Here is a 21,440-nt window from a genome sequence, read left to right on the forward strand (position 1 = left end):
CCAGCAGGATCTGATCGACAGCACTGAGAGGTAAAAATGAAGAAATACAGCAGAATCGCCATTGCAGCACTCGCAACGGTCGGTCTGGTTGGACTGGCCGGATGCGCAAGCACGGGCTCGTCAGACTCGGCCGATGGTGGCGAGAAGACCGACCTCACCCTCGCTGTGTTCAACGGCTGGGATGAAGGAGTGGCGACCAGTTGGCTCTGGAAGACAATCCTTGAAGACGAGGGATACTCCGTCGACCTCGAGTTCGCCGATCCCGCGCCGGTTTTCGAGGGCCTCTCCTCGGGTGACTACGACTTCACGACCGACGTGTGGTTGCCCGTCACGCACGAGGCATACCTCGACAACTACGGTGACGACATCGTCGAGCTCGGCGCCTGGAACGACGAGTCCAAGCTGACACTCGCGGTCAACGAGGACGCGCCGATCGATTCGATCGACGAACTGGCCGAGAACGCCGACCTCTTCAACAACACGATCGTCGGCATCGAGCCCGGCGCCGGCCTCACCGCGGCGATGGAGGATGCGGTCATCCCGACCTACGGACTCGACGACATGGAGTTCCTGACCTCATCGACGGCCGCCATGCTGTCCGAACTCAAGAGTGCGACGGACAAGGGCGAGAACGTCGTCGTCACCCTGTGGGAGCCGCACCGCGCGTACGCGCAGTTCCCGCTGAAGAACCTCGAGGACCCCGATGGCGCGTTCGGCGCCACCGAGAGCCTCTACAGCTACGGAAGCACCGAGTTCGCCGAGAACTCGCCGAAGGCTGCCGGATACCTCGAGAACTTCGAGATGGACAGTGAAACCCTCATGTCACTCGTGAAGGCCATGTTCATCGACTACGACGGTGACGACTACGCACCGATCGTCGAGAAGTGGATCGAAGACAACCAGGAGTACGTCGACGGGCTCACCGCCTAGTTCGACACAGCCGGCAAGCGCCGGGGTGGGCTGGATCTCACCCCGGCGTTTGTCATTTCTCGCGGTTCAGGCACCACAACCATGTCGCCGAATACCGGCGGCCGAAAGGTAATCCCATGAACACCGGTTCACGAATCACAACAGTGGCAGCGCTCAGCGCCGGCCTCATCGCCCTCACCGGCTGCACGGCGGCCGAGACTTCCGCAGCGCACGACAACGGAGACGAGAAGGATGTCTCGATCGCGGTCTTCAACGGCTGGGACGAAGCGGTTGCAACGAGCGTTCTCTGGGAGAGCATCCTCAACGACAAGGGCTACGACGTTGCCCTCGACTACGCAGACCCCGCACCGGTTTTCGCCGGCGTTGCGGCCGGCGACTACGACGTCACCCTCGATGTCTGGCTGCCGTTCACCCACAAGAGCTACCTCGAGGAGTACGGCGACGACATCGCCGAGCTCGGCGCGTGGAACAACGAGGGCAAGAACGCCATAGCTGTCAACGCGGATGCCCCGATCGACTCGCTCGCGGAACTCGCCGAGAACGCAGACCTGTTCGACAACAAGATCATCGGCATCGAGCCGGGCGCAGGACTGACCATGGCAACCGAGGAACGGGTCATCCCGACGTACGGCCTCGAAGACATGGAGTACGTCACGTCGTCCACGTCGGCCATGCTGACCGAGCTCACCAGTGCGACCAAGGCGGGCGAGAACATCGCCGTTACTCTCTGGGAGCCGCACTGGGCATACGGTGAGTTCCCGCTCAAGAACCTCGAGGACCCCGAGGGCGCACTCGGCGCAGTTGAGTCGATCCACTCCTACGCCTCCACCGACTTCAGCGAAAGCCACCCCACTGTCGCCGGCTGGTTCTCGGACTTCGAGATGGACCTCGACACCCTGTACTCCCTGGAAAAGGCCCTCTTTGTCGACTACGACGGTGACGACTACGCACCGATCGTCGAGAAGTGGATCGAAGACAACCAGGAGTACGTCGACGGACTCACCTCCTAGAAGCCCCGACTCCGAAGCAACTCGGTGAAACGAGAGCCCGGCCCGCCACTGGCGAGCCGGGCTCTCGTGGTTTGTCTGCGGGCCTGCCCCACAAAACGAATTGATAACCGTTATCATTACGGCTAGTATCGTTTCTCGTGATCACACTCCGCGCTTCTCTCGTTCTGATCCCGGTGGCAGCACTTCTCCTGACCGGATGCTCCGGCCAGGCAGATTCTGCCGCCACCGAACCCTCGAGGTTGCGTGTCGTCGCCTCCACCAACGTCTACGGCAGCATCGCGTCGACGATCGGGGGAGATCACGTCGACGTCACCAGCATCATCGATTCCGCAGCGCAGGACCCGCACAGCTACGAGGCCAGTGCTCGGGACCAGCTCGCCATTTCGAAAGCGGACATCGTGATCGAGAACGGCGGCGGCTACGACCCCTTCATCGACACGCTCGTCCACGCCGGGGCGAGCGACGACGTCGAACTCGTCAACGTCGTCGACCTGTCGGGCCGGGCGCCCGTCGAGACCGACGACCACGCCGACCACGACCACGCGGAGGGCGAGGAGCACGACCACGAACACATCGAGGGGGTAAACGAGCACGTCTGGTACGACCTCGCGGCCGCTGACGCACTGGCAAGCGCGCTTGCCCACACCTTCTCGCACCTCGACGAGGAGAACGCCGAAAGCTACTCAGCCAATTACTCGGCCTTCTCCGAAGACATCGCCGAGCTCACCGGGCGCACTGCTGAGCTCAAGGCAGCGAATGACGGAACTGCGGTCGCGCTCACCGAACCGGTCCCGCTCTACCTGCTCGAGGCATCCGGTCTTCACAACCTCACGCCTGATGACTTCAGCGAAGCGATCGAGGAAGGCACCGATGTGCCACCGGCAAGTCTCCGCGAGACGCTCGACCTCCTCAGCTCGGGCAAGGTCGCGATGCTCGCCTACAATGAGCAGACGAGCAGCCCGGAAACCGAACAGGTCCGGGACGCTGCCGACAAGAATTCCGTCCCCGTCGTCTCCTTCGCTGAGACGCTTCCTGACGGTGAGGATTATGTGAGCTGGATGACCAACAACCTCGACGCCATCACGGACGTGCTCGCCTCGTGAGTGCGCCCTCCGATCCAGGCGGTCACCGCCATCCCACCGCACCGGTCCTGAGCCTCACCGACGCTGCACTCAGCTTCGGAGACCGCGTGCTGTGGAACAAGCTCACCCTCGACGTGTGCGCCGGCGAGTTTCTCGCGGTGCTCGGGCCAAACGGGTCGGGCAAGACGAGCCTGTTGAAGACGATCCTCGGCCAGCAGAAGCTCGACTCGGGAACCGCCGACTTCGACGGGCATCCTGTTCGACGTGGCGACAGGAGGATCGGCTACATTCCCCAGCAGAAACTGATTCCGGGTGGGACGCCGATGCGAGCCCGCGACCTCGTTGCGCTCGGTGTGAACGGACACCGCTTCGGACTTCCCGTTTCGCGCGCATCGGAAAAGCGCCAGGTCGACGAACTGCTCGAGGCCGTCGGCGCGACCGCGTACGCCGACGAGCCTGTCGGCAACCTGTCTGGTGGCGAGCAGCAGCGGCTGCGCGTCGGCCAGGCGCTCGCCGGTGACCCGAAACTGCTGCTCTGCGACGAACCGCTGCTCAGTCTTGACCTGCAGCACCAGAGGGGAGTCTCCGAGCTCATCGACCGGCGACGCCGTGAGCACGGGACGCCCGTTGTCTTCGTCACCCACGACGTCAACCCGGTGCTCGGCATGGTCGACCGGATCCTGTACCTCGCCGGCGGACAGTTCCGTGAGGGAACGCCCGATGAGGTGCTTCGGAGCGACGTGCTCTCTGAGCTCTACGGCACGCCGGTCGACGTGCTTCGCACGGGCGAGCGTGTTGTCGTCGTTGGAATCCCCGACAGCGAGACCCACCATCACCACCACTCCCACGCGGAGGGTGTCCTGTGATCACGCTCGACGAGCTCTGGTCCCGTCTTTTCAACTTCGAGAACTACGGTGAACTGCTCGCGCTCGTGCAGAACTCGCTCATCGCCGGCGCCATCCTCGGGATCGTCGGCGGGCTCATCGGCGTCTTCGTGATGCAGCGCGACATGGCGTTCGCCGTTCACGGCATCAGCGAACTCTCCTTTGCCGGTGCAGCGGCTGCGCTGCTGTTCGGTGTCAATGTCGTCGCGGGCTCGATCGCGGGTGCGCTCATCGCTGCGATCATGATCGGGCTGCTCGGATCGCGAGCGCGGGATCGCAACTCGATCATCGGTGTGCTCATGCCGTTCGGTCTCGGTCTCGGCATCCTGTTCCTCGCCCTGTATCCGGGCAGGAGTGGCAATAAGTTCGGGCTGCTCACCGGTCAGATCATCTCGGTCGACGACCCTCAGCTGGTCTGGCTGACCGGGATCAGCATCGTCGTGCTCGCCGGACTGCTGTGGATGTGGCGCCCGCTGAGCTTCGACAGCCTCGATGCAGACGTCGCTGCCGCGCGTGGTGTTCCCACCCGCTTTGTCTCGCTCGCGTTCATGGTGCTGCTCGGCCTCATCGTCGCGGTCTCGGTTCAGATCATCGGCGCCCTGCTCGTGCTTGCGCTCCTCGTGACGCCTGCCGCAGCGGCACTCCGGTTGTCGGCATCGCCGCTCTGGGTGCCCGTGCTCGCAATGGTCTTCGGGTTTGTTTCGGCCGTTGGCGGCATTCTCCTCGCGCTCGGAGGGTCGCTCCCGATCAGCCCATACATCACGACGATCTCGTTCACGATCTACCTCGTCGCGAGGCTCATCGGCCTCGGCACGAAGACGCGGCCGGGGCTACGCTAGCCATGACAAAGATCATTCCAACAGTCGAATTGCGGAGGTGACCCGTGGCCGTCAAGAGAAATACCTGGCAGCGTGAAGCGGTTCGCGAAGCGCTCGATTCCCGCGACGGATTCGTCAGTGCGCAGGGTCTCCACCAGGGCCTGCGCGACGCGGGGTCACCGATCGGACTGGCAACGGTTTATCGCGCCCTGGCGGATCTCGCCACGGTCGGTGAGGCGGATTCGCTGCAGTCACCTGATGGCGAGAGTCTTTACCGCGCCTGTGCCTCAACCGGCCACCACCACCACCTCATCTGCCGCTCGTGCGGGCTGACCGTCGAGATCGAGGCAACGGAGGTCGAGCAGTGGGCGAAGCGCACGGCATCCGAACACGGATTCACCGAGGCGCAGCACATTGTGGACATCTTTGGCTACTGTGCCGAGTGCTCGCGGGCGATAACCACGGCCTGACAACGTAGAGGCCCGCACCCGACCGGGGTCGGGTGCGGGCGCTGTGTGGGCTCACGCGATGCGCGCGTCAGCGAACGTAGAGCGAGGGGTTCGCCGGTTCGGTGTCAGCCGGGTCGGATCCTTCGTCCGTCTCCGGGGCCGACTCGCCGTCCTCCGGGGTCGTCTCGTCCGGAGCTGCACGGTCGGGGTCGATCTCGTCACGATCCAGGTCGTGCGGGCGTACGTGGCCGCTGCCGCCGGGTCCGCCGTCACGGCCATCGTCCCCTGGGCCGCCCTGGCCTCCTCTGTCGCCCCAGCGGGGGCCGTCGTCCGACGTGCTGTGGAACATCCCCGGGCCGTCGTCGACAGCGGTTCCTGCCCAGAAGCCGCCGCCGAAGAGCACGGCGGCGAGGGCGACGCCCGCGACGCTGAGCAGCGCGATGCGCTTGCCGCTGGGTCGGCTGGAATCCGTGTGCTGCTCCGTGGGGTCTGCCGGGGGATACGTGAACGCTGACTGCGGGTAAGCGCGAGGGGCGGCCGGGTCCACCGTTGGTGCGCCCGTGTTCACGTTCGGGGTGGTCTCGTTCGTGTTCGGCGTGTTCGTGTTTGGTGTGTCTTTACGCATGTTTGAGGTGTCTGTGCTCCTGTTCGATTCTCTGTGGACCTGTGGTTTCATCGGCTGTTGCCTGTAACTCGATTGTGTGCGGCGGTGCTATCAGGAGGCTAAGAGCGGCCTGCCAGCTTCCTCGGTTTGGCGGGGCTGTGCCTGTCGCTTGCTCCACCTCCATTCGCCGGGATGCCATTTCTCCTGTACGATTGATCTTTGGCTGAGCGGGCACCTCCCGTTCGGATCGCACAGACACTCCCTCCGCTTTCAAATTCGGGTGGTTTGCGTGTGCCGACAAGAGATCTTGGGCAGGACGAGAGTCCTGCGGTACTGAAGGAGAGAACCATGGCAGCAACCTGCCAGGTGACCGGAGCCATTCCCGGCTTCGGACACAACATTTCGCACTCGCACCGACGCACCAAGCGTCGCTTCGACCCGAACGTGCAGAAGAAGACGTACTTCGTACCGTCGCTTCGCCGTAACGTCACGCTCACGCTGAGCGCCAAGGGCATCAAGGTTATCGATGCTCGTGGAATCGAGTCGGTCGTCAAGGACCTGCTGGCCCGTGGGGAGAAGATCTAATGGCAAAGACCCAGGACGTTCGTCCGATCATCAAGCTTCGTTCGACGGCAGGAACCGGTTACACCTACGTGACCAAGAAGAACCGTCGCAACAACCCCGACCGTCTCGTACTGAAGAAGTACGACCCCGTAGTGCGCAAGCACGTTGAATTCCGAGAGGAGCGCTAAGCCATGGCTAAGAAGAGCATGATTGCGAAGAACAACCAGCGCAAAGTTATCGTTGAGCGTTACGCAGCAAAGCGCCTCGAGCTGAAGAAGGCCCTCGTGGACCCGAACGGCACAGACGAATCGCGTGAAGCCGCTCGTGTCGGCCTGCAGAAGCTTCCCCGCAACGCTTCACCGGTGCGCCTGCGCAACCGTGACGCTGTTGACGGACGCCCCCGCGGCCACCTCTCGAAGTTCGGCATCTCGCGTGTCCGCTTCCGCGACATGGCGCACAAGGGCGAACTGCCCGGCATCACCAAGTCGAGCTGGTAAGCACTCTCGAACCCTGAAACGGGTGTCGGCCTTCTGGCCGGCACCCGTTTTTGTCTTTAACGCCCCCGGCCACCCGCGCGCAAGTCTGACGGCCAGGTTCTTGTGGCCGGTCTGCTCTGTCGTAGAGTCAGTTTCACACTCTTACCCGATACTCAGGAGTACCCACTGAACGCGCACGAGAACGCACCACACCCGGCTCTCCGGAGTCTTGACCAGGTCAGCGCTGTGCTCTTCGATCTCGATGGGGTACTGACGCCGACCGCTGACCTGCACCGGTACGCATGGCAATCCATGTTCACGGAAGTCTTCGCCGAAAAGGGCGTTTCCCAGCCGTATACCGACGACGACTACTTCGAATACCTGGATGGCAAACAGCGGTATGAGGCCGTCGCGAGCCTGCTGGCATCCCGCGGTATCCAGGTGCCGCTCGGAGCGCCAGACGACCCGCCGGCCGCTGATACGGTGTGTGGCATCGGGAACCGCAAGAACGGCTACTTCTCACGGGTCCTTGAGGAGCGTGGCATCAGCCCCTATCCCGGCTCGCTCGCCCTCGTCGATGAGCTTTACGCCAGGCGGTTGCCAATGGGCGTCGTCTCGAGTTCGAAGAACGCCAGGTGGGTACTCACCAGCGCCGGCCTGCTGGACCGATTCGCCGTGATCGTTGACGGCGTTGTCGCGGCTGAGGAGGGGCTCGGGAGTAAGCCGGCACCGGACATGTTCCTGTACGCCGCCGAAAAGTTGCAGCTCAGTCCGTCCGAAATCGCCGTGTTCGAGGATGCGATCTCCGGGGTGGCCTCGGCGCGCGCCGGCAACTTCGGCCTCGTGGTCGGTGTCGACCGGGGAGCGGGCAGCGACGCGTTGCTCGCGGCCGGGGCCGACGTCGTCATCGACGATCTTGCCGTGTACGCGCACGGATCAGTCCCCACCGAGGAGCGCAACAACACATGAACCGCGATCGTTTTCCTGTTGACCCGTGGCGTCTCATCGAGACCGAGTACGACCGCAAGACCCTCGGTGAGACCGAGTCTCTCTTCGCGGTAGGCAACGGCTACCTCGGCATGCGTGGCAACGCTGCCGAGGGGCGAAGGGCCTACGAGCACGGCACTTTCGTCAACGGGCTGCACGAGACCTGGAGGATCCGCCACGCTGAGGACGCGTATGGGTTCGCCCAGGTCGGGCAGATCATGGTGAACGCGCCCGACAGCAAGGTGATGCGGCTCTACGTTGACGACGAACCGCTGTCGCTCGGTGACGCCGATCTGCTCAGCTATGAGCGTGCACTGGACTTCCGCGACGGCGTGCTGCGGCGCGACCTCGTCTGGCTGACCCCATCGGGTAAGCGAGTGCAGGTGTCTGCGAGCCGTATGGTCTCGTTCCCCGAGCGTCACCTGGCCGTCATGACCCTTGAGGTGACCGTGCTCGACGCCGATGCTCCCCTGACCATTTCCTGCCAGATCCTCAACCGGCAGGACGGTGAAGACGAGTACGACGGCCCCAGCGGTGTTGGCGGCAACGCGCAACAGAGCGATCCCCGCGCGGGAGGCCGGGTGTCCGAACGGGTATTCGAACCGCAGGAGCGCTGGCAGGACGGTAACCGAAGCGTATTGAGCTACGAAACGGCGCATTCCGGCATGACGCTCGCCGTGGCCGCGGACCACCTGATCGAGACGTCAAACGATTACACGGTCGAACGATACATCGACGGCGATATCGCGAAGAACGTCTTCTCCGTTGACGCCAAGCGCGGAGATCCCGTCAAAATCACGAAGGTCGTGAGCTACCACAGCTCCCGGACCACGCCGACGCGCGAACTCATCGACAGGTGCAGGCGCACTCTCGACCGGATCGCTTCGGCTGGCGTGACGGCGCAGTACGCAAAGCAGAAGGAATGGCTGACGGAATACTGGTCGCGCTCGGATGTCGAGATCCCCGGGCGCGATGAACTGCAGCAGGCCGTGCGCTGGAACCTATTCCAGCTCGCACAGGCGTCAGCTCGGGCCGACGGCCTGGGCGTGCCGGCAAAGGGCGTCACAGGAAACGGGTACAACGGCCACTACTTCTGGGACACCGAAATCTATGTGCTGCCGTTCCTCACGTACACGAGCCCGCTCTGGGCGCGGAACGCACTTCGGATCCGGGAGCAGATGCTGCCCAAAGCACGCGAGCGCGCGAGGGAGCTCAACGAAGCCGGCGCTCTCTTCCCCTGGCGGACGATCAACGGTGAAGAGGCATCCGCGTACTACGCAGCGGGCACAGCGCAGTACCACATCAATGCCGACGTGACCTATGCGCTCGCAAAGTTCATTCACGCGACGGGTGACATCGATTTCCTGAGCCACGGGGCTATCGACATCGCTGTTGAAACCGCACGGATGTGGGCCACCCTCGGGTTCTGGCGCCGCAATGGAGAAGAACGCTTCGAGATCCACGGCGTCACCGGTCCGGACGAATACACCACGGTCGTCAACAACAACCTGTTCACCAACGTGATGGCGAGGTTCAATCTCCGTTACGCCATCGAAGCGCTGAGAACGCTCGAGCAGGAGCGACCTGACGCGTACGCGCGTGCGGTGAAACGCCTGGCTATCGAGGATTCGGAGCTCGAGGAGTGGGAACGGGTCGCTGAAGCGATGACGATCCCCTACGCGGAGAGCCTCAAGATCCATCCGCAGGACTCGCACTTCCTCGAGCGGGAGGTGTGGGACCTCGAGACCACCCCCGAGGACCGCAAGCCGCTCATGCTGCACTATCACCCGCTCGTGATCTACCGGTTCCAGGTGCTCAAGCAGGCAGACGTCGTTCTCGCGCTGTACCTGCAGGGCGACCAGTTCACCTTCGACGAGAAGCTCGCGGACTTCGATTACTATGACCCGCTCACGACGAGCGATTCGAGCCTGTCGAAGGTGGCGCAGTCGATCATGGCGGCTGAGGTCGGTTACCAGGACCTCGCCCTTGACTACTTCATCGATACAGCGTTCGTCGATCTCGAGAACCGGCACGGAAACAGCCAGGACGGCGTGCACGTCGCTGCCGCAGGGGGAGTGTGGAGCTCGCTCATCTACGGCTTCGGGGGAATGCGGGACTATGGCGGCGAGCTGAGCTTCGACCCGCGCCTGCCGGCGACGTGGTCGGAGCTTCGCTACCGGCTGACCTGGCGCGGGACGCGGCTGCTTGTCCACCTCACTGCGGATGCCATGCGCGTCTCGGTCGTCGATGGGGACGGCACCGTTCCCTTCACCGTCCGGGGTGAATCGTTCGAGGTGGCACCGGGACGGGACGCAGAAATCGCGCTCGATGGACAGGGTCCGATCCGCAAGGACGCTCCGGTGCAGAAGCGCCGGAACCGCCGGGAGGACGGCAGCATTATGTTGCCGTCAGCAGCGCCAGGCCCGGCACCGACTGACCCGTAGCACCGCCGGGATCGGCTGCGCGAGGGAGCAACGAGAGTGACCCGCCATCCGGGGGCAATTACGGCGGAATCGTGCGGATTTACGCTCAGAGCGTCAAAAACGTCGATTTGGGGGGCGCCAGAGGGACCCATGCTGGGACACGCCGCAGAAAAATGCCTCACACGACACCCAATTCCGCGAAAACACGCGGAACTCTGATACATTCGAGGCGGTCAGACAGACCCACCGTGGGTGAAGAAATGCCCACGGACAGTTATAAACAGGCTGTAGAAAGCAAAGTCCGAGGAGGACAACTCAATGGCTGATAAGTCGCTTAACAAGACCGAGCTCGTTGCAAAGATCGCAGCTGAGACCAACCAGAGCCAGGCTACCGTCGGTGGCGTCCTCGACTCGCTGTTCGGCGTGCTCGCTGACTCGGTCAGCAACGACGTCAAGGTCACCATCCCGGGTTGGCTCGCCGTCGAGCGCACCGCTCGTGCAGCTCGCACCGGCCGCAACCCGCAGACCGGCGCCGAGATCCAGATCCCGGCCGGCCACTCCGTCAAGGTTTCCGCTGGTTCGAAGCTGAAGGCCGCTGCAAAGTAGCTTTCCCCGCTTCACAGAAAGGGATGCCGCGAAAGCGGCATCCCTTTCGGCGTTAACGCGGCATCCGTTGGTCACAGCCGGCGGCTCCCGGCGGCTGCGCTCAGACGCAGCGTGCAGGTACGACAACGTAGTCTTGACGTGTGTCCCGAGTAATCCGCCTAGCCGGTCCAGCCGCCCTTATCGCCGCGGCATTCGTGACGCTGATCGTTGCCCTGGCCTTCGGCGGCGGAGCGAACGCACGCCCCATCGGTGACCCGGGTGCGGTTGTCAGGTTCGGGCTGCCGATCGCGAAGATGCTCGTGAACCTCGGCGCCGCACTGACCCTCGGTCCGATCCTGCTCGCCCTGTTCGCCCTCTCCGCGAAGAAGGACGAGTACCACAAGGCCCTCGACATCGCGGCTGCCGGAGCAGCGTTGTACACGGTCGCCGCCGGAATGACCGGGTTCTTCACCTTCCTCAACGTCACGGGGACGGCGCTCAGCTTCGATGACCAGTTCGGGTCGAAGCTCGGAATGTTCTTTACCGATGTGGAACTCGGGCAGGCCTGGCTCGTCACCACCCTGATCGCTGCGACGCTTACCGTCCTGTGCTTCGCCGTCCGTGGCCAGACCCTCATGGTCTTCGTCGGGCTTCTCGCCGTGGTCTCGCTCGTGCCGATGGCGCAGCAGGGACACGCCGCCGGCAGCGCCGGCCACGACGCCGCCGTCAACGCGCTCGGGCTGCACCTGGTGTTCGCCGCTGTCTGGCTCGGTGGACTGGTCACGATCGTGCTGCTGCGAAACACCCTCGGCAGCGACAGGATCATCCCGGTGATGAAGCGGTACTCGACAATCGCGCTCGTCTCCTTTATCGTCGTGGCCGTCTCCGGCTACGCGAGCGCGGCACTTCGCGTCGGCACCTGGGACCAGTTGTTCACCCCGTACGGCATTCTCGTGCTCGCGAAGGTCGGGGCGCTCATCGTGCTCGGGGTATTAGGGGCACTGCAGCGGTCATGGCTGATCGGCAAGATGGCAGTGGCGGCCAACGCCGTCGGACGATACTTCTGGGTACTCGTGTCTGTCGAGCTGGCTTTCATGGGTATTGCGTCGGGCCTGGCGGCTGGACTCGCCCGGACCGCCACGCCGGTTCCCGAGGAACTCGGCGGGACGCCGACGGCGGCCGAGCTTCTCACCGGCGAACCCCTCCCTCCCGAGCTCACCGCCGAGCGGTACTTCACCGTGTGGAACATCGACCTGATCTGGCTGCTCATCTGCGCCTTCGGGATCTTCTTCTACCTCGCCGGCGTCGTGCGATTGCGCCGCCGCGGTGACAAGTGGCCGGTGCTGCGCGCCGTCTCCTGGGTGCTCGGCCTGCTCGTGCTGTTCTACCTCACCAACGGTGGCGTCGCGGCGTACCAGGACTACCTGTTCAGCGTGCACATGCTTGGCCACATGGGCCTGACAATGCTCGTGCCCGTGTTGCTCGTGCCCGGTGCGCCGATCACGCTGGCAATGAGGGCGATCAACAAGCGCACCGACGGTTCCCGGGGTCCCCGGGAGTGGATCCTGCTCGCGGTTCACTCCAAATACGCCGGGTTCATCACGAATCCCATCGTTGCGGCCGCGTTGTTCGTCGGTTCGCTCTGGGTGTTCTACTACTCGCCTCTGTTCCGCTGGGCGACGATGGACCACATCGGGCACGAGTGGATGATCGTCCACTTCCTGCTCACCGGGTACCTGTTCGTGCAGTCGATCATCGGCATCGATCCGGTTCCGGTTCGGCTGAGTTATCCGATGCGATTGCTGGTCCTGCTCGCGACCATGGCTGCCCACGCGTTCTTCGGACTCTCCATCATGTCCAATGTCGGCCTGTTCCTGCCTGACTGGTTCGGCGCGATGGGGCGCACCTGGGGAGATCCGCCGCTCATCGACCAGCAGAACGGTGGCGGCATAGCCTGGAGCATCGGCGAACTGCCCACCATTGCACTCGCCATCACCGTTGCCATCCAGTGGAGCCGCAGCGACGCCAAGGACGCGAAGCGCCTCGACCGGAACGCCGACCGGACCGGTGACGCCGAGCTCAACGAGTACAACGAGCGGCTCGCGCGACTGGCGAAGGCCGATGCGGCTGACGCGGGTGCGGCCCCGGCGGGATCCGATGACGACCAGGTGGACGCGAGAGGCGCGGAGAGGTCCGACGCGGTCTCCGGTCAGGGAAGGTCGGGCACGTCCGCGTAGCGGGCCCCTGCTGCCCTCGGTACCGGCGGCGCGCGAGCGCCCGTCGCTCCCGCGAGCGGGCCGTGCGCGAGCGCATCAGTTCCGGTCGAGCGCATCAGTTGCGCGGGGTGTTCTCGACCGGAAGTGATGCTCTCGGCGAAAGGGGCAGCGCGGGTGCGGCCCTACGGGGCCGGCTCACCGGTGACGAGGGCCTGCATGGAGCCGTCGGACAGCAGGTAGATCTGCCCGTCCATCGTGAAGTCGACGTCGTCCTTGTGGTTGGTGACCGAGCCGTCGAACAGCGACTGGACGTTGACATCGATCTTTGCGGTGCCCGTTGTCGACGGAATGAGCCACGACTCGGCGCCGGCTTCAAGGGTGATCTCCGGGTACTCATCCATCGACCAGGTCGGCTCGCCGTCGACCCGGTCGTCGATCACGATGCCGAACGGGCAGCCGGTCGGCTGCAGGACCACCTGTTCTGCGCAGGTATCGAGGGAGGCGTTGACAGCCTCCTGTGCTTTTTCGACGAACTCCTCGGTCGGTCCAGCGGTGACCGCAGCCTCGTGCATGTCTGACGGCACATCGACGAGCACCTTTTCCTGCTCGGATTCAAGCAGTTCGGTCGAGGTCTCGAACGTGTAGTGCCCAGGCGTGAACACCTGCAGGTTGACGATGTTGTCGAACGCCGGCTTCTGCTCGGCCGGAGCGACCGCGCGAGTGTCGACGTCGAACCCGTTGACGGTGAACGCCGTGGCGTGCTCGACAGAGAGGTTCACGACTGCGACAGGGCTCACCTCGAACTTCCAGGTAGGAATGAGCGGGAACCGGGTGCCGTTGGGAGCGACGGTAAACGTTGACTCTCCATAAACGCCGTCGGCTTCATAGGAGAACGTGACCTCGTGAATGCCGTCGCCGACCTCCTCGTCTGCGACCTCGGTAATCTCCTCGATCGAGCCAAGCGTCGCGTTCCGCAGCAACGCACCCGAGGCGGCCTCCGGCAGGCCGGCGGCTTTGAGATCGGCCTTGCTGATCTCGACACCGGGCATGGCGAGCGCTGCGGCGGCATCCTTTGCGGCGAGTTCCGACAGATAGGTGCCAACGAAGGCGCCCGGGCCGTACACGTCACGGTTGAGCGCGCCGATGGCGGCGAATGCCGAGCCAACGAGCAGCACACCCACAATCAGCCAGGTAACGAGCAACTGAGACTTCTCGTCCATTTTCCCGCGTTTGGGTGTTTCCTGACCGGCCGGGGGCACGGCCTGCTGCGGATAGGAGTCGTGCGGGGCATGGACCTGGCTCACCCCGCTATCCTATGCGGAAGCGGCACGTGCACGGGTGAGCGGCCGGGGCGCCGGATGCCGGTGTGGCGAGGCCTCGCGCCAGAGCCTGAGGAACGCCGCATACCATTGAGGTGCAGACGTAAGAAGTGAAGGCATCCGTGACCCAGACCAAACCGACGATCGAGCTGTCTCCCGAGCAGCGGTTCGTGTTCGACCTCATCGAGGGAACCCGGGAACACGTTTTCATCACGGGGCGAGCGGGCACCGGTAAATCGACCCTGCTCAACCACCTGTCGTGGCAAACCGAGAAGCAGATCGTCATCTGCGCGCCGACGGGTGTCGCCGCGCTCAATGTGGGCGGCCAGACCATCCACTCCCTGTTCCGGCTTCCGATCGGGCTGATCGCCGATCACGACATTGACCAGAACGACGCGCTCAAGAAGCTGCTCAACACCATAGACACCCTCGTGATCGACGAGGTGTCCATGGTGAACGCCGATCTGATGGATGCCATCGACCGGAGCCTCCGGCAGGCACGGCAGCGGCGGCACGAACCGTTCGGCGGTGTGCAGCTCGTGTTGTTCGGGGACCCGTACCAGCTGGCACCGGTGCCCGGCCAGGGTGATGAGCGCAATTACATCGCCGACACCTACCGGTCGTTCTGGTTCTTCGACGCCAAGGTCTGGCAGGAGACGCCGCTCAAGGTCATCGAGCTCACCGAAATCCACCGGCAGGCAGACGCCGACTTCAAGCACATGCTCAACGCCGTACGGTTCGGGCAGGTCACGGCGGAGATCGCCGGCATCCTCAACAGCACGGGGGCGAGGACACCACCGGACGACGGAACGATCACGCTCGCGACGCGAAACGACATAGTCAATCGAATCAACGCCGCGGCGCTCGCCAAGCTGCCCGGGCGTGCGCTCAAGGCAGAGGCCGAAGTCAGCGGTGACTTCGGCAAGGCGTCATACCCGGCCGACGAGTCGCTCGAGCTCAAGGTCGGCGCGCAGGTCATGTTCCTGCGCAATGACTCGGGTGGTGGTGGCGAAGGTCAGCGCTGGGTCAACGGGACCATCGGAACGGTGACGAAGATCGACGTCAACGTGTTCGTCGAGGTCGACGGCGACATCTTCGAGGTCGAACCCGTCGTGTGGGAGAAGTACCGGTACAGCTACCTCGCGGCGACGAAGAAGCTCAAGAAGGAAATCGTCGCCGAATTCACCCAGTTTCCGCTGCGGCTCGCGTGGGCCGTCACGATCCACAAATCGCAGGGCAAGACCTACAACAGCGCGATCGTAGATCTCGGCGACCGGGCATTCAGCCCTGGCCAGACCTACGTCGCGCTGAGCAGGCTTACGTCACTCGACGGGCTGTACCTGACCAGGCCGTTGCGGCCGCGCGACATCATCGTCGACAAGGATGTCGAACGGTTCATGCGCGGCATCGAGCGCTGAGCGTCAGGCGCCCTTCTTCAACATCGCCTCACGGACCTCACGTCGCATCACCTTGCCGATGAGGGAACGGGGCAGGTCGTCGACGACGGTGATGCGCTTCGGGACCTTGTACGCGGTGAGTCCGTGACGGCAGAAGTCGCGAAGCCCGATCTCGTCGAAAACGGCGCCGGGCCTGAGCACGACGGCAGCGGCGACCTGCTCACCACCGGAGGGCAGCGGCAGTCCGACGACGGCGGCCTCCCTGACGTCGGGGTGACTCATGAGCGCAACCTCGACCTCTGAGGGAGAAACATTGAACCCACCGGTGACGATCAGTTCCTTCACCCGGTCGACGACAGTGATGAAACCGTCCTCTGACACCTCGACGATGTCGCCCGTGCGGAGCCAGTTATCCGAGTCGAGAACGGCCGCGGTCTCCGTCGGCCGGTTCCAGTACCCGGAGAACACCTGGGGCCCGCGGAGGAGGAGTTCGCCGGCTTCACCGGGTTCACGGTCGACCGACGGGTTCTCCGGGTCGACGACGCGGATCTCCGTGCTCGGGAATGGGACGCCGACAGTGCCAGGCCGCCGGGTGGGACCCATCGGGTTGCCGACGGCGACAGGCGACGTCTCGGTCATGCCGTAGCCCTCGACGAGCAGGCCTCCCGTCGACTCCTCCCACCGTTCGACGATGGATACCGGCAAGCTCATGGCGCCCGAGATCGAGTACCTGATCCCGGACAGGTCCACCTTCCGGCGCTCTGCTTCGCGCTCGAGCGCGTCGTAGATCGGTGGGACGGCGGGGAGGAAGGTGGCCGGATGCTTCGCGAAAGCGGAGAGGACGAGGTCGACATCGAACTTCGGGAAGAGCACAAGGCGTGCACCCATGCTCATGGCGAAGGTGAGGCAGAGGGTCATGCCGTAGGCGTGGAAGAGGGGGAGGACGCCGTAGAACACCTCTGCTCCCTCGCGGAGTCCAGGCACCCATGCGCGACCCTGTTCGGCGTTCGAGCGAAGGTTGAAGTGACTGAGCTGGGCCCCCTTCGGGGTTCCCGTCGTCCCGCTCGTGTACTGCAGCAGTGCCAGGTCGTGCACATCCGGGCGCGGGTGGCGCTTGCGCAGGGTGCCCTGCGAGACGAGGCGTGACCAGGTGGTGGTGCCGCGAGTGACGGTCCCACTCGTGAGGGCAGACCTCGAGGTGCGAGCCTTCTTGACGGGAAGGCGGAGGGCGAGCCTCGTCGACAAGGGCATCGACTTGGTGATGTCAACGGACACAACGGCGTCGATGGGAAGGTCGGCGGGGAACCCGGCAACGGTGTCGGTGACTTTGTCCCAGGCGATCACGACGCGCGCGCCGTGGTCTTCGAACTGGTGGCGGAGTTCACGCGCCGTGTAGAGCGGGTTGTGCTCGACAACCACGGCGCCGAGGCGGAGCGCCGCGTAGAACGCGATGACGTGCTCCGGGCAGTTGGGGAGCACGAGAGCGACCCGGTCGCCCTTCTTCACGCCGAGCCGCCGAAGTCCCTCGGCCGCGCGTCCGATCTCGGCGCCCAGTTCGCCGTATGTCATGCTCTTCCCGAAGAATTCGAGCGCGGGCTTCGACCGGAATCGCCTGACGGCATCCTCGATCATGTCGACAAGCGACCCCGTCGGCAGGGTGATTTCGTGCGGCACACCCGGCGCATAGGCATCAAGCCACGGCTTGTTTTCAAACGGATTCACACTTCTCCTCGGGTTGGAACTCACGCATCCTGGTACGGAAGCGGTCTCTACGCCACGCTCGCTGCCTTTGCACGCGAGAGGTCGAGAAAGAGATCTGTATTGAACTGGTACGCCACGCGAACTTCATCGATCACGCGCGACCGTTCGTCTTCCTCCCACGGCACAGCATCGAGCTGTTCGCGGTAGGTGTCCTTGAAACGTCTGGGTTCGGCGATGTCGCCGAACAGGTAGAATCCGACACCGTTGGTCTCGAAACCGAACTGGCGCTGCATGAGGGTGCGGATCACCTGGCCACCCGAAAGGTCGCCGAGGTAACGGGTGTAGTGGTGGGCAACGAAGCCACCGGCCCAGACAGCGGCAACCTCACGAATGCGGGCAACGTACGCCACCGTCGTCGGGAGAGGGCTGATCTGGTCGCGCCATCCGTCACCGATGAGAAAACGCAGGTCTTCCTCGATCGCTGGAAGCCGTGTCAGCTTGTCTGAGATGAATGGGAGCGCCACCGGGTCGTTCTTCATGCGTTCTGTTGCGGCCTCGAGCGCTTCGTAGATGAAGTAATGCTGGGCCACGAGGGCTATGTAATCGTCGACCGTTCCCTTGCCGCTCATCAGGTCGCCCATGAAATCCGCGCCTTCGCTCTCGGAGTGACTCGTGCGAGTGCGCTCACGAAGCTCCTGCGAGAAGGGAATGACTGACATGAGGGACTCCGTCGTCGGCGGTTGCGTTGCTGTTGCTCACGGTGTGGGAAACGTCGCGGTCAGCGTTATTCTATCGAAACCGACTGGGCAGAACGCTGAGTTCGGTCGCTGACTGGTAATGACGGCGCGAGCGTGTTATGGGACGGTCGCACGGGCTAGTCGATGGCAGGTGCGAGCTGATGCCGAGTGGCAGCGAATCAGTGGTCGCGTGCGGGGACACCGAGTTTGGCGCACGCCGCCTCGTACAGGACAACGACCTCCCGGCGGATCTCGGGGCGTTCCGTGACCGGAGTCGACCAGGGAACCCGGGCCTCGCGCTCCACGCCGCCGACCCGCACGAGCCACGTTCCGCCGTCTTCGTCGAGGCCCACCATCCTCGCCGCCGAGGCGTCCTGATCCACGAACGCCCTCGCGATGAGAAGGTTGTCGTCGGAATGATCGCTGTTCATGTGCCGGAGAACCGCGTCAACGACGCTCGAGTCGAAGTTGTGACCTGCCATGCCCTCATCACAGCCCACTGCCGCGTGAAAAGTCAATGTGGATACCACGGAACAGGCGGCAAACGCGAGGGCTGGTCCGGGTTCATCGCGACTCCCTAGGCTCGGGATGACCCGAAAGGCGGCACACGCAGTGATCCTTGGTTTCCACGCATCCCACGAACAAATCCACCCCGGTCGCTTGCTCGACTCGGTGATCCGGGCGGAAGAGGTGGGGTTTGGCGCCGCAATGTGCTCCGACCACTTCGCACCGTGGGGAACCGACCAGGGGCATTCCGGGTTCGCGTGGTCCTGGCTCGGTGCCGCGCTGCAGGCAACAAGCTTCAAGCTCGGTGTGGTCAACGCTCCCGGTCAGCGGTACCACCCGGCGATCATCGCGCAGGCTGTGGCGACGCTCGAAGCGATGTACCCGGGTCGGTTCTGGGCCGCGCTTGGCTCAGGCGAGAACGTCAACGAGCACATCACCGGGGATGGCTGGCCTCGAAAGAGCCTGCGAAACGACCGGCTGCGCGAGAGCGTCGATGTCATGCGGCAACTGCTCGCCGGAAACGAGGTCACCCACGATGGCCTGATCACAGTAGACCGGGCGCGCTTGTGGACACTGCCCGATGCTCCGCCTCCACTGCTCGGCGCTGCGACAAGCCCGGAAACCGCGGCCTTCGTCGCGCCGTGGTCTGACGGCCTCGCGACAGTGCTGCAGGAGCCGGACGCCCTCCGCCGCATCATCGACGCGTACCGCGGTGCCGGCGGTCGCGGGCCCGTCGTGCTCCAGGTGCACCTCAGCTATGCGGCCACAGACGACGAAGCGCTCGCCATCGCCCACACGCAGTGGCGGACCAACGTTTTCTCGGCACCGGTCAGCTGGGACCTCGACACTCCTGAAGCGTTCGACGAGGCAGCGCGCCACGTCAGGCCCGAGGATGTGCGGGGGAGTGTTCTGGTCTCATCGGATGCCGCCTGGCACGCGGCGAGGGTCGCCGAGTTCGTGGACCTCGGCTTCGATGAGATCTACCTGCACCACGTCGGGACTGAGCAGGACCAGTTTCTCGATGTCTTCGGCGACCGCGTGCTCGGGCAGTTTGCATGAACGACATGAAGAAGACCGACACCGCCGATCTCTGGTGGAAGAACGCCGTCGTCTACTGTCTGGATGTCGAGACATTCCTGGACTGGAACAACGACGGCGTCGGAGACTTTGCCGGGCTCGCTCAGCGCATCGACTACCTGGCCGAGTTGGGCGTGACGTGTTTGTGGCTGATGCCCTTCTATCCGACGCCTGACCGTGATGACGGGTACGACATCACTGACTTTTACGGGGTCGACTCGAGGCTTGGCCACCACGGCGACCTCGTCGAGGTTCTTCGCATGGCGAAGGACAGGGGCATGAGGGTGATCGCCGATCTCGTCGTCAATCACACGTCTGACCAGCATCCGTGGTTCAAGGCGTCCCGTTCGAGTGTGACCTCGCCGTACCGCGACTTCTATGTCTGGCGGAAGGACCTTCCCAAGAGCCAGCCGGAGACCGTCTTTCCCGGCGAAGAAACCGGAGTGTGGGAGCTGGACGAGAAGACGGGCGAGTACTACCTGCACAGGTTTTACCGTCACCAGCCCGACCTCAATGTCGAGAATCCCGCGGTGCGCGAAGAAATCGCCAAGATCATGGGGTTCTGGCTTGAGCTTGGACTCAGCGGGTTCCGCGTCGACGCCGTTCCTTTCTTTATTGAGGGAGATCCAGGGGCCGTTTCAGGAGACGAGTACGGAGACCCGCACGACTACCTCAAGTCGCTCAGGGCGTTCCTCGGCAGGCGGACGGGAGACGGCATCCTCCTCGGTGAGGTGAACCTCCCGCGCGAGGAGCAGCTCACGTATTTCGGAGGAGAAGCTTTCGATGAACTCACCATGCAGTTCGATTTCGTCGCCATGCAGAAGTTTTATCTCTCGCTCGCGCGGGAAGACGCGGCACCGCTCGCCGAAGCGCTGGCGAGCCGCCCGCAGCTCGGGCAACCCGCGCAGTGGGCGAACTTCCTCCGCAACCACGACGAGCTGACCCTCGACCAGCTCAGCGACGGCGAGCGTGACGAGGTCTTCACCGCGTTCGCTCCCGACGAGGACATGCGCGTGTTCGGTCGCGGCATCATCCGCCGGCTGCCAACGATGCTGAACGGTGACCCGCGACGTATACGGATGGCGTACAGCCTCCTCTTTTCGATGCCCGGCACGCCCGTGCTGTTCTACGGTGAAGAGATCGGTATGGGGGAGAACCTCGAGATCAGTGGGCGCGAGGCGGTTCGTTCGCCGATGCAGTGGACGCCCGAGCCGAACGGTGGCTTCTCGAACGCGAAACCGCGGCGGTTGACAGCGCCGGTGGTGGACGATGGCTACGGGCCACGGTTCGTCAACGTGGCGGAGCAACGCCACGAGCCGGACTCTTTGCTGAGTTTCATCAGGACGCTCATCAGGACCTACCGCAACTCCTCGGAGATCGGCTGGGGCGACTTTGAGGTGCTCGATCAGCCGAACAGAGCGGTAATGGCGCATGTCGTGAGTGCGTCGGAGGGCCGCATGGTCGCACTGCACAACTTCGGCCCGGATCCCGTGAGCCTCGAGCTCACCATTCCTGAAACGGCTGAAGGTACCCGGCTTGTCGACCTGCTCACCACCGGCGAAGTCACGCTCTCCGATGACGGTGCCGCTGAATTCGAACTTGGAGGCTACGGCTACCGGTGGCTTCGGGTGATCGAGCCGGGGAGCAGGCGCCTCTACTGACGGCGGCGCGCTC

21 protein-coding genes are annotated in these 21,440 nt (G+C 64.0%); 16 read left to right on the forward strand and 5 right to left on the reverse strand.

What is annotated here, in order from left to right:
- Positions 1-36 precede the first annotated feature (36 nt).
- The 6 genes from AC1C2M_RS14230 (at position 37) to AC1C2M_RS14255 (ending at position 5,194) form a co-directional block, all read left to right on the forward strand.
- Positions 37-930: a glycine betaine ABC transporter substrate-binding protein gene (locus AC1C2M_RS14230; RefSeq protein ID WP_495437214.1), complete on the forward strand. Its 894-nt coding sequence runs from the start codon at positions 37-39 to the stop codon at positions 928-930.
- A gap of 116 nt (positions 931-1,046) precedes the next feature.
- Positions 1,047-1,940 carry a glycine betaine ABC transporter substrate-binding protein gene (locus tag AC1C2M_RS14235; protein WP_495437216.1) on the forward strand — a complete coding sequence of 298 codons (894 nt, stop codon included), beginning with the start codon at positions 1,047-1,049 and terminating at the stop codon, positions 1,938-1,940.
- Positions 1,941-2,077: 137 nt separating this feature from the next.
- A complete protein-coding gene (locus AC1C2M_RS14240) occupies positions 2,078-3,043 on the forward strand; it encodes a metal ABC transporter solute-binding protein, Zn/Mn family (protein ID WP_495437218.1) in 966 nt (321 codons plus the stop codon).
- Positions 3,040-3,888 carry a metal ABC transporter ATP-binding protein gene (locus tag AC1C2M_RS14245; RefSeq protein WP_483406183.1) on the forward strand — a complete coding sequence of 283 codons (849 nt, stop codon included), beginning with the start codon at positions 3,040-3,042 and terminating at the stop codon, positions 3,886-3,888. Before AC1C2M_RS14240 ends, AC1C2M_RS14245 begins: the two co-directional genes overlap by 4 nt.
- Positions 3,888-4,745, forward strand: coding sequence for a metal ABC transporter permease (locus AC1C2M_RS14250; protein ID WP_483406710.1), 858 nt, complete (start codon positions 3,888-3,890; stop codon positions 4,743-4,745). Before AC1C2M_RS14245 ends, AC1C2M_RS14250 begins: the two co-directional genes overlap by 1 nt.
- A 44-nt stretch (positions 4,746-4,789) precedes the next feature.
- Entirely contained in the window at positions 4,790-5,194 is a 405-nt protein-coding gene (locus AC1C2M_RS14255; protein ID WP_483406182.1) for a Fur family transcriptional regulator, read from the forward strand.
- 67 nt (positions 5,195-5,261) lie between these two features.
- Here AC1C2M_RS14255 and AC1C2M_RS14260 read toward each other — a convergent pair whose 3' ends face one another.
- Positions 5,262-5,798 carry a hypothetical protein gene (locus AC1C2M_RS14260; RefSeq protein ID WP_495437219.1) on the reverse strand — a complete coding sequence of 179 codons (537 nt, stop codon included), beginning with the start codon at positions 5,796-5,798 and terminating at the stop codon, positions 5,262-5,264.
- A 327-nt stretch (positions 5,799-6,125) separates the two neighbouring features.
- Between AC1C2M_RS14260 and rpmB the strand changes: the two genes are divergently transcribed.
- The 7 genes from rpmB to AC1C2M_RS14295 all read left to right on the forward strand — a co-directional run bounded on the left by rpmB (position 6,126) and on the right by AC1C2M_RS14295 (position 13,049).
- Positions 6,126-6,362: a 50S ribosomal protein L28 gene (gene rpmB / locus AC1C2M_RS14265; RefSeq protein WP_108392276.1), complete on the forward strand. Its 237-nt coding sequence runs from the start codon at positions 6,126-6,128 to the stop codon at positions 6,360-6,362.
- The gene (gene rpmG / locus AC1C2M_RS14270; protein ID WP_108392274.1) at positions 6,362-6,529 is read left to right on the forward strand and encodes a 50S ribosomal protein L33; all 168 of its coding nucleotides are present in this window, start codon (positions 6,362-6,364) and stop codon (positions 6,527-6,529) included. The genes rpmB and rpmG overlap by 1 nt, the downstream gene beginning before the upstream one ends.
- A gap of 3 nt (positions 6,530-6,532) precedes the next feature.
- Entirely contained in the window at positions 6,533-6,838 is a 306-nt protein-coding gene (gene rpsN, locus AC1C2M_RS14275) for a 30S ribosomal protein S14 (RefSeq protein ID WP_108392272.1), read from the forward strand.
- Between the two features lie 225 nt (positions 6,839-7,063).
- Entirely contained in the window at positions 7,064-7,786 is a 723-nt protein-coding gene (locus AC1C2M_RS14280; RefSeq protein ID WP_495437221.1) for an HAD family hydrolase, read from the forward strand.
- Positions 7,783-10,248 carry a glycoside hydrolase family 65 protein gene (locus AC1C2M_RS14285; protein ID WP_495437223.1) on the forward strand — a complete coding sequence of 822 codons (2,466 nt, stop codon included), beginning with the start codon at positions 7,783-7,785 and terminating at the stop codon, positions 10,246-10,248. Before AC1C2M_RS14280 ends, AC1C2M_RS14285 begins: the two co-directional genes overlap by 4 nt.
- A 297-nt stretch (positions 10,249-10,545) precedes the next feature.
- Entirely contained in the window at positions 10,546-10,833 is a 288-nt protein-coding gene (locus AC1C2M_RS14290; RefSeq protein ID WP_108392266.1) for an HU family DNA-binding protein, read from the forward strand.
- 140 nt (positions 10,834-10,973) lie between these two features.
- Positions 10,974-13,049, forward strand: coding sequence for a bifunctional copper resistance protein CopD/cytochrome c oxidase assembly protein (locus AC1C2M_RS14295; protein WP_495437225.1), 2,076 nt, complete (start codon positions 10,974-10,976; stop codon positions 13,047-13,049).
- A 161-nt stretch (positions 13,050-13,210) separates the two neighbouring features.
- Here the strand turns inward: AC1C2M_RS14295 and AC1C2M_RS14300 are convergent, their stop codons facing one another.
- On the reverse strand, positions 13,211-14,248 hold the full coding sequence (locus tag AC1C2M_RS14300; protein WP_495437227.1) for a hypothetical protein: 1,038 nt from the start codon (positions 14,246-14,248) through the stop codon (positions 13,211-13,213).
- Between the two features lie 221 nt (positions 14,249-14,469).
- Between AC1C2M_RS14300 and AC1C2M_RS14305 the strand changes: the two genes are divergently transcribed.
- Entirely contained in the window at positions 14,470-15,765 is a 1,296-nt protein-coding gene (locus AC1C2M_RS14305) for an ATP-dependent DNA helicase (protein WP_495437229.1), read from the forward strand.
- Positions 15,766-15,768: 3 nt separating this feature from the next.
- Here AC1C2M_RS14305 and AC1C2M_RS14310 read toward each other — a convergent pair whose 3' ends face one another.
- The 3 genes from AC1C2M_RS14310 to AC1C2M_RS14320 all read right to left on the reverse strand — a co-directional run bounded on the left by AC1C2M_RS14310 (position 15,769) and on the right by AC1C2M_RS14320 (position 18,664).
- Positions 15,769-17,466, reverse strand: coding sequence for a long-chain-fatty-acid--CoA ligase (locus tag AC1C2M_RS14310; protein WP_483406175.1), 1,698 nt, complete (start codon positions 17,464-17,466; stop codon positions 15,769-15,771).
- A 47-nt stretch (positions 17,467-17,513) separates the two neighbouring features.
- A complete protein-coding gene (locus tag AC1C2M_RS14315; protein WP_483406174.1) occupies positions 17,514-18,164 on the reverse strand; it encodes a biliverdin-producing heme oxygenase in 651 nt (216 codons plus the stop codon).
- A gap of 197 nt (positions 18,165-18,361) precedes the next feature.
- Complete coding sequence (locus AC1C2M_RS14320; RefSeq protein WP_495437231.1) at positions 18,362-18,664, reverse strand: DUF2470 domain-containing protein; 303 nt, start codon at positions 18,662-18,664, stop codon at positions 18,362-18,364.
- 106 nt (positions 18,665-18,770) lie between these two features.
- On the opposite strand from AC1C2M_RS14320, the gene AC1C2M_RS14325 reads away from it, so the two are divergent.
- Positions 18,771-19,748 carry a TIGR03885 family FMN-dependent LLM class oxidoreductase gene (locus tag AC1C2M_RS14325; RefSeq protein ID WP_495437233.1) on the forward strand — a complete coding sequence of 326 codons (978 nt, stop codon included), beginning with the start codon at positions 18,771-18,773 and terminating at the stop codon, positions 19,746-19,748.
- Positions 19,749-19,753: 5 nt separating this feature from the next.
- Entirely contained in the window at positions 19,754-21,427 is a 1,674-nt protein-coding gene (locus AC1C2M_RS14330; protein WP_483406171.1) for an alpha-amylase family protein, read from the forward strand.
- The last annotated feature ends 13 nt before the right edge of the window (positions 21,428-21,440 follow it).

It is taken from the genome of Mycetocola sp. Y444 (assembly GCF_059445295.1).